This window comes from Nitrosomonas marina (assembly GCF_900111605.1).
In the GTDB taxonomy this organism is placed as follows: Bacteria; Pseudomonadota; Gammaproteobacteria; order Burkholderiales; family Nitrosomonadaceae; genus Nitrosomonas; species Nitrosomonas marina_A.
Genome location: NZ_FOIA01000078.1, coordinates 1 through 1,947 on the forward strand (window position 1 = coordinate 1; position 1,947 = coordinate 1,947).

1 protein-coding gene is annotated in these 1,947 nt (G+C 44.4%); it reads left to right on the plus strand.

Annotated features, from left to right (window positions below; all coding sequences use genetic code 11):
• Nucleotides 1-215 precede the first annotated feature (215 nt).
• Nucleotides 216-1,730 carry a ubiquinone biosynthesis regulatory protein kinase UbiB gene (ubiB, locus tag BMY62_RS15780; RefSeq protein WP_090662221.1) on the plus strand — a complete coding sequence of 505 codons (1,515 nt, stop codon included), beginning with the start codon at nt 216-218 and terminating at the stop codon, nt 1,728-1,730.
• Nucleotides 1,731-1,947 lie beyond the last annotated feature (217 nt).

Sequence of the window (1,947 nt, forward strand, 5' to 3'; positions counted from 1 at the left end):
CAAATTCCATGGTGAATGGAATTACCAAATCAAACCTCATCAATTGTCAGATATACACTAAGCCAAAGTGTTCAAGTTATTTTTGCTAAGCTACTAAGTCTAATGATGATCATTTAGGCCATGTTTGAAAGCCATTTAACCGCCAGAAATCTGTTCAATCCGGTTATGCTAAAGATAACCAGTGTCCGGATAGGTTATTTTTCACACACATTTTAATGCGCATATTTCGTCTCCTTAAAATACAATCTGTAGCATTTCGTTATGGGCTGGATGAATTTTTCACAACTCACGGTCCGTTGCGTTTTTTAAACAAACCGATCAGATGGTTGACTTTCTGGCGCAAACTGGACAAGCCGCGCGGTGAAAGATTGCGTTTGGCGCTTGAAGCACTAGGCCCAATTTTTGTCAAATTCGGTCAAATGCTGTCAACCCGGCGCGATCTCATACCGCATGATATTGCCGATGAGCTGGCAAGGCTGCAAGATCGGGTCCCACCCTTTTCTTCGGATATCGCACTGGGCATACTTGATAAAACCTACGAAAATAAAGTCGATGAGGTTTTTCTAAAATTTCATAAAGATCCTATTGCCAGCGCTTCAGTTGCACAAGTGCATTTAGCAGTATTGCACGATGGAACCGAGGTAGCCGTCAAGATACTACGGCCAGGGATTGCTCCTATTATCACTCATGATATTGATTTGATGGATACAGGGGCATGGCTGGTTGAGAAACTGTGGCCTGATGGACGACGCCTGAAACTCAGGCAAGTAGTATCAGAGTTTGCCCGACATCTTGATGATGAACTTGACTTAATGCGCGAGGCATCGAACTGCAGTCAATTGCGCCGTAATTTTTTAAATTCACCTTTGTTATTGGTTCCGGAGGTTTACTGGGACTACTGTCGCAGCAACGTTATGGTTATGGAACGCGTATCCGGCGTACCGATCAGTCATGTCGATGAACTAATCGCAAATCATATTGATATTCCATATCTTGCGCGAATGGGGGTCGAGATTTTCTTTACACAGGTATTCCGTGACGGTTATTTCCATGCAGATATGCATCCCGGTAACATTTTTGTCGGTGATGACGGCCGGTATATTGCTGTTGACTTTGGCATTATGGGAACACTCAGCGATGAAGATAAAAATTATCTGGCACAAAACTTCCTGGCTTTTTTCAGACGTGACTATGCACGGGTTGCACAGGCGCATGTAGAAGCCGGCTGGGCTCCCAAAGAGACCCGCGTTGATGAATTTGAAACAGCCATCCGCGCTGTATGCGAACCAATATTTGATAAGCCACTCAAAGAAATTTCATTTGGTCGAGTATTGTTCCAGCTGTTTCAGACTTCACGTCAGTTCAACGTCGAAATACAACCGCAGCTGGTTTTATTACAAAAAACACTGCTCAACATTGAAGGACTAGGCCGCGATCTGGATCCCAATCTCGATTTGTGGAAAACGGCCAAGCCTTTCCTTGAAAACTGGATGTCAGAGCAGATCGGATTGCGCGGTTTGTCTGGCCGCATACAAAAAGAAGCACCTAACTGGGCAGTCATTTTTCCACAGTTTCCACGCCTGCTTCATCATTTACTGGCCGAGAACAGAAATCAGGGCCTTGAAGACAAATTACAAAAGTTGATAATAGAAGAAAAGCGGCAAAACCGCCTCCTCATCTATGTCGTCATTTTGTTGATCGCACTATTGCTCTGGCAAGTGATCCAGTAATTACGCACAATACTGCTTTGCTTTGTGTTTGTATTGTGCCCATAATTAACGTAATTCTGTCTCGTCGGCAGTTTAAATCATCTCAGCGTTTACCAAGAAATATAGCCAGTTACCATTTAGTATGGCTCCCCGACCAGGGCTCGTTAGAGTAGAAGACTGCAACAAACAACGCATATTCACGCGCCATCCGTCACAGCCTCCCCTCATCAAACCGGAC